6 protein-coding genes and 1 pseudogene are annotated in these 6,327 nt (G+C 71.6%); 1 reads left to right on the top strand and 6 read right to left on the bottom strand.

Annotated elements, in window-relative coordinates; genetic code table 11:
- Positions 1-118: 118 nt before the first annotated feature.
- From ADK54_RS46685 to ADK54_RS08935, 6 genes and pseudogenes are all read right to left on the bottom strand, one after another.
- A complete protein-coding gene (locus ADK54_RS46685) occupies positions 119-277 on the bottom strand; it encodes a DUF6760 family protein (RefSeq protein ID WP_162952566.1) in 159 nt (52 codons plus the stop codon).
- Positions 274-740: pseudogene (locus ADK54_RS08920) on the bottom strand (hypothetical protein). The gene ADK54_RS46685 and the pseudogene ADK54_RS08920 overlap by 4 nt, the downstream one beginning before the upstream one ends.
- The gene (locus ADK54_RS08925) at positions 740-1,183 is read right to left on the bottom strand and encodes a phage tail protein (protein WP_053725011.1); all 444 of its coding nucleotides are present in this window, start codon (positions 1,181-1,183) and stop codon (positions 740-742) included. The pseudogene ADK54_RS08920 and the gene ADK54_RS08925 overlap by 1 nt, the downstream one beginning before the upstream one ends.
- A 60-nt stretch (positions 1,184-1,243) precedes the next feature.
- On the bottom strand, positions 1,244-2,824 hold the full coding sequence (locus tag ADK54_RS08930) for a phage tail sheath family protein (RefSeq protein WP_053725012.1): 1,581 nt from the start codon (positions 2,822-2,824) through the stop codon (positions 1,244-1,246).
- A gap of 323 nt (positions 2,825-3,147) precedes the next feature.
- Positions 3,148-3,303, bottom strand: a complete 156-nt coding sequence (locus tag ADK54_RS45785; RefSeq protein WP_159047681.1) for a hypothetical protein — start codon at positions 3,301-3,303, stop codon at positions 3,148-3,150.
- Between the two features lie 174 nt (positions 3,304-3,477).
- Positions 3,478-4,917, bottom strand: a complete 1,440-nt coding sequence (locus ADK54_RS08935) for a hypothetical protein (protein WP_053725013.1) — start codon at positions 4,915-4,917, stop codon at positions 3,478-3,480.
- Between the two features lie 294 nt (positions 4,918-5,211).
- Between ADK54_RS08935 and ADK54_RS08940 the strand changes: the two genes are divergently transcribed.
- Positions 5,212-6,327, top strand: a 1,116-nt coding sequence (locus tag ADK54_RS08940) for an AfsR/SARP family transcriptional regulator (protein WP_234391978.1), incomplete at its 3' end; no start/stop codon positions are given.

The raw sequence follows: 6,327 nt of genomic DNA on the forward strand, positions 1-6,327 counted from the left end.
CGAGCCGGGTGATGACCCGGCCGAGCAGGACCACCGACAGGTACGCCGGGTTCTCGCGGACCCGTACGTCCCGCAGCGGGACCAGCTCGTCGCGGGCCGGGGCGAGCCCCATCCCCCGTCACCGCTCCCCTTCGCCTTGTTCCACCAGTGCCGCCACCCGCCGTACGTACGCCCGCCGGTCCGCATGCTCCAGGTCGAGGATGGAGTCCATGTCCCAGTGGAAGTGGTAGGCCAGGTACGCGGTCTCCTCCTCGATCCGGTCGGCCGCGTACGTCACGATTCCCCCAGGCGGCTCCCGGCCAGCTCGACCTCGAAGGACTGCTCGCAGTGCGGGCAGGCCACGGCCGCACGGGTGTGGCCCTCGGCGTTGATCTGCCGGTAGAAGTCCTGGAGGAAGGCCAGGTCGGAGGCGAACATGTTCTCCACCGTGCCGTCGTGGACGTCACCGAGCGTGCCGAGCCGGGTGATGACCCGGCCGAGCAGGACCACCGACAGGTACGCCGGGTTCTCGCGGACCCGTACGTCCCGCAGCGGGACCAGCTCGTCGCGGGCCGCGGGACCAGCTCGTCGCGGGCCGTGGCGAGCCGCATCGCGCCGCGCCGGTGCACGGTGCCCGACTCGTCGACGTACCCGCGCGGCAGCTCGAACTCGAACTCGGTGCGCAGGGTCTCCCGCGCGCCGGACGCGGCCGGGGTGTCCACCCCGGGCGCGCCGGCAATTCCAGGACCTTCGCGGCGCATTACTCGATGACCAGCTCTTCGAAGGTGATGGAGACCTGCTCGGTCATGGCCTGGGCGTCGCCGGCCTTGACCGAGCTGATCTCGACCTTGTTGCACCAGGCGTTGCGCAGGTGGTAGCGCTTCACCGGGTTGTCCATGTAGTCCATCATGATGATGGAGGCGTTCTTGCGGGCCGAGCCCATGTTCCCGTCGATGGACTGCTTGATCCACTCGGAGAACGTGGCGGACTGCGTGGCGCCGCGGGTCACCGTGCACTCACCGGCCTTCTTGACGCCGGGCAGCTTCTTGATGATCGGCTTGCCGTCGGCCGAGACCTGCTGGTACTCGATGACGTCCTGCTCCATGGAGAGGCTGCTGACCTCCTGCAGGTACTCGACCATGATGCCGTCGATCTGCAGGCCGAAGTTGTGTGTGGTGAGCGCATCACCGGGCTGAAGCGACATGCTGGGTTACTCCTGTTCGTGCGGAAACGGCGGGTACGTAAGCGAGTTGGAGCAGATCTGCTACTCCTCCAGCTCGCCGCCGCCGCCCGAGAACTGGGCGAGCCGGAACACGACGAACTCGGCGGGCTTGACGGGCGCGATGCCGATCTCGCAGACCACGCGGCCGAGGTCGACCGACTCCACCGGGTTGGTCTCCTCGTCGCACTTCACGTAGAAGGCGTCCTCGGGGCGCTGGCCGAACAGGGCGCCGTTGCGCCACTCGTTGACCAGGAAGGCGGAGATGTTGCGGCGGATCCGGGCCCACAGCGCCTGGTCGTTCGGCTCGAACACGACCCACTGGGTGCCGATCAGGATCGACTCTTCCAGGTAGTTGAAGTACCGGCGCACGTTCAGGTAGCGCCAGGCCGGGTCCGAGGCAAGGGTGCGGGCGCCCCAGACGCGGATGCCGCGGCCCGGGAAGGCGCGGATGCAGTTGACGCCGACCGGGTTCAGGAGGTCCTGCTCGCCGCGGGTGATCTGGAGTTCCAGGTCGACGGCGCCGCGCACGATCTCGTTCGCGGGAGCCTTGTGGACGCCGCGCTCGGCGTCGTTGCGGGCCCAGATGCCGGCCATGTGCCCGGACGGCGGAACGATCTTGGTCTGGCCGGTGGAGGGGTCGAAGGACTTGATCCACGGGTAGTAGAGGGCGGCGTACCGGGAGTCGTAACCGGCGCCCTCCATCCGCCACTTGCGGATGTCGCGGGCGTTGAGCCCCGGCGGCGGGTCGAGGATGGCCATGCGGTCGCCCATCAGCTCGCAGTGCGCGACCAGGCCCAGCTGGACGGCCTTGACCTGCTCCAGGTCGATCAGGCCCTGCTGGTAGGCGGCCATCAGGTCGGGCACCGCGACCATGTTGATCTCGTCGAGGGCCTCCAGGCCGCCGAAGCCGGTGCGGTCGGCGGAGTCGCCGATGAACTGGCCGGACTCGACCCGGGCGAGGGCGCCACCGGTCGCGGCGGGGGCGGGCGCGGCGGCCGGCGGGGCCAGGGTGACGGCCTGAGCGTCCGGCTTGGCCAGCTGGCCACCAGCCACGGTCTCCTCGACGGTGATCGTCTTGGAGCGCTGCTTGACCTGCGTGACGACGAAGTTGCGCGCCGACTTCTTCGCGCTGACGTCGAAGTTCTCGACGACGGTGTCGCCGTCCTTGACGACCAGCTTGAAGCGGTCCGCGTCCTTCTCGTCGGAGTCCTGCACCTCGACGGTCAGCGCACCGCCGTTGGAGCCCGCCGTGATCGCGGAGACCTTGAACGTGCCGAGCGCCACGGCCTCACCGGCGGTGATCGCCTGCGGCGCGGCGGCGGCCGCGGCCTGCGGGGCGGCCTGCCCGGTGCCGTTCTCGGAGCCGCCGACGCGCACGATGTAGGCGGCCGTACCGCCGTTGTTGAAGAAGCCGTAGACGGAGTGCGCCAGGTAGTACCCGTCCGTGAACTCGCCGAACTCGGCGACGTACTGGGACCAGTTCGTCACCAGCGTCGGCTCGTTCAGCGGCCCCACGGGCGCGAGCCCGACGAAGGCGGCAACGGAGGTGCCGACCCCTTCGATGGGGCGGGATCCGCTGGCGACTTCCTCGACGTAGACGCCGGGGGACAGGTAGTTGGGCACGGGAAGCTGCTCCTTGTTACTGGGGTACGGAGGGTGCGGGCCAGCGCCCGAAGACTTTGGGGGCCGGCTGAGCGCGGGGCGGACGGCTCACTCCGAATCCGAGCTGCACGCGGTTGTCCCGCCCCCCGAAACGCTGCTACCGGCCAATTACCCCTCAAGCCTCGCGCGGCGGGGCTTGAGGGGGGAGGGGAGAAGGTGCGTGGACGAGGGCAGCACAAGCTGCCCTTCCGGTCATCAGCGCGGGATCTCCCGGCCGGATCGGGTACGGCGGGTGCCGTACCCGGGCCCGGGGCCCGAACGCGGAAGGTCCGGAAGAGGACGGGTCAGGCGTCGTCCTCGTCCTCGGAGAGCGGGACCGATCCCGGCGGCGGGCAGGGCCGGCCGGTGCTCAGCCGGTTCGCCTCGCGCACCTTCTCCAACAGTTCCTCCCTCCGCCGGGCATCCTCGGCCGCCTGCTGTTCCGCACTGCTGTCACCCATGGCGCGCACCCCCTAGGCACGTAATGCCGACTCCCGTCCACGTCGCCCCGGTCCGTGATGGTGCAGTAGCTGTCCGTACTCCCAGCAGCGTGCTCCCCCGACGTGCGGCCTGAACAGTGGGCGCGGCTCTCCAAATCCCGGCCGACCCCGACAGCCCCTGCGTGCGGGTGGTCCTCAGGGCCCGGCCGGCGGGCGGCCGACCCGCAGCGTCATGGGGTTGTTGAAGTAGCCCGAGGCCGCCTGCTGCTCGTGGAAGCTCTCGCCGGGGCCGCCGCCGTAGACGCGGAAGAACCAGGAGCGGCAGGTGTGGTCCTCGAAGTCGTTCTGCAACTGGATGCGCGGCAGGCCCCTGTTCCTCTTGACGGCGGGGTCCTTGACCAGGGCGGCCAGCACGTCGTCGAACTTCGTCTTGAAGGCCTGCTGGTCGTCGCTCTCCAGGAGCGGCTTGAGCCGGCTGAACCAGCCGCCCTCCTTCTTGGCCCGCTCGTAGAGGAGCTCGTACAGGTCGGAGCGGGCCTTGGCGTCGAACTCGTTGCGCGCGTAGTTCTCCAGGGTCACCTGGCAGGTGCCGTCCAGGGAGCGTGCGACGACCGCCGCGAAGTGGTAGCCCCAGACGTTCTCGCCGCGGTCCACGGCGGGCGACACCGAGTGGTCGCGGCCGTCCTTGGCCAGCATGCTGAAGATCCCGAAGCCCTCCCCGGGGCCGGGGGACGCGTACTTGTTGATGCCGAGGCGGGCCTCGGTGGCGTCCCGGCCGCCGCCGCGGGTGGCCTCGCCGTAGCTGCGGCCGAGGTCCTGGAGCGGGGCCGTCTCGCCCCGGGCTGCGGTGACCGCGCCGTCGACGCCGAGGGTGTCGGCGGTGTCCTGCGCCACCGCGCCCGCAAGGCGGTTCGCGCGGGCGTCGCTGTCGGAGCTGGGGGTGAGCAGGAAGCCCCCGGCGCGCCCGCCGAGCACTGCCTGGGCCCGCTTCGAGTGCTCGGAGCCGATCAGGGCGCACGCCACCGAGATGCAGGTGGAGCGCAACAGCGAGACGAACGGCCCCAGTTGGCTCTCGGGCGTGGCGTCCTTGACGACGGCGGGCTGGACACGGAGCAGCCGGTGCGCGCCGACGCCGATGCTGCGGCCCCCGGTGACCAGCTCGACGGTGCTGCCGACCGCGCGCAGCGCCGTGTTGGCGGTGTCGACGACGGCCTGCACCGCGTAGAACTCCTTGGGTTCGTCCACCCCGTGCACGGCGAGCGTGCCGTCGTCGGCCACCCGGAGCGGGGCGTCGGCGGGGCCGACCTCGGAGAGCTCGTAGCGCAGCCGCTCCCGGATGTCGCGCGGTTCACCGCCGCCGCCCCTCGCGACCACCGGTTCGGGGCCCTGCGAGACGAAGTACGGCCCGCGCTCGCCGGGTTGGGGCGTCGCGTCGTACGTGCCGCCGGCCCGGTCGGTGATCCGCTGGACGGGCGCGGCCTCCCGGCCTCGTTCGGCGGCCGGAGCGAACAGCTGGGCCACCGCCGCGTTCCCGGCGGTGCGGTGGAGCCGGGCGAGTGCGGATTCGCGCCGCGTCGAGCCGGCCGCCGGGGCGCCCGGGCGTCGCTCGGCCTGCTGTTCCCGCGTGACCCGCACGATAGGTGCACTCCCCTCGTTCGTCGGCTCGCGATTCTTGACGCCTTTGATACGGAACGCAGGAGGCGCAAGGCCCGTCTTGGGGGCAGGGAGGGTGCCCTTTCGACCGGTTACCCACGGGATACAGGGGCCAGTTCAAGCCAACTCCTTGTGCGATACATGTGGTGATGCGGGCCGGTGAGAGGTCCTGGCGTAGCGTTTCGGTGGACCGGAAGAACAAGATTCGGTGGGCCGGAAGGGCAAACGTCGAGGGACGGATCGGCCGGGTGCGTTGAGAGGAAGAGGCGGCGGCGCGTGACGGAATCCGGCGGAACGGGCGATGGCGGCACAACCGGCGGCATAGGCGGCACGGCGACTGGGCTGCGGTTCCGGATGCTCGGGCCCGTCGAGGGCGACCTCGGTGGCCGGCCCCTGCGGCTCGGACCGCCCCAGCAGCGGGCCCTGCTCGCCGTGTTGCTCCTTCGCGCGGGCCGGCCCGTGTCCATGCCGGAGCTCCTCGACGCGATCTGGGGCGAACGGCTGCCCCCGCGCGGGGTCGGCACCCTGCGCACCTACGTGTCGCGGCTGCGCACCCTGCTTGAACCGTCCCGCCCCGCCCGCACCCCGGCCAGGCTCCTGGTGTCGGCCGACGACGGATACGCCCTGCGGGTGCCGTCCAGCGCGCTCGACACCGCCGTCTTCGAGGCGCGCCTGGCCGAGGCCGCCCGGCTGCGCGGCGCGGGCGGCACCGCGGCCGCCCACCGCGAACTGACCGGCGCGCTCGCCCTGTGGGGCGGCACCCCCCTCGCGGGCCTGCCCGGCCCGCACGCCGAGCGCGAGCGCGACCGCCTCACCGAACTGTGGCTGTCCGCCCGGGAGGACCACTTCCACGGCGCCCTCGCCCTGGACCGCCACGCGGCGACGATCGCCTCGCTCCGGGCCTTCGCGGCGGAACACCCCCTCCGCGAACGAACCCAGGCCCTCCTGATGCTGGCCCTCCACAGAGCGGGCCGCCAGGCAGACGCGTTCGCGGTCTACGAGACCACCCGCCGAACCCTGGACACAGAGCTGGGCGTCCCCCCGGGTCCCGAACTGACGGCCCTGCATACGAGATTGCTCACCCGCCGGGCAGAGGCCCCCTCGACGGAGTCCCCGACCCCACACCCCCCTGCGGACACCCGTCCCGCCTCGCCTCGCGCCGCGAGCAGCCCCTACGCTCAGACTGCGGCGGCACCTTCCCCACTCGCTGTGGGCAATCGTCCGGCTCCCTCACACCACGCCGTGGGCAGCCGTTCCGCTCCCTCGGACCACACTGTGGGCAATCGTTCCGCAGGGCGATCGGGGTCTCCCCTGGTCGAGCGAAGCCGAGACCTTGGGGAAGGGTGGGCACAGCGAACCCCCGCCGCCGGAACCCCGCTCACCGCCCCCACC

It is taken from the genome of Streptomyces sp. WM6378, assembly GCF_001279695.1.
In the GTDB taxonomy this organism is placed as follows: domain Bacteria; phylum Actinomycetota; class Actinomycetes; order Streptomycetales; family Streptomycetaceae; genus Streptomyces.

What these genes read in the sequence shown, in the direction of transcription:
- ADK54_RS08925 (WP_053725011.1), bottom strand. Translation starts at nt 1,183, where the DNA reads ATGTCGCTTCAGCCCGGTGATGCGCTCACCACACACAACTTCGGCCTG.
- ADK54_RS45785 (WP_159047681.1), bottom strand. Translation starts at nt 3,303, where the DNA reads ATGGGTGACAGCAGTGCGGAACAGCAGGCGGCCGAGGATGCCCGGCGG.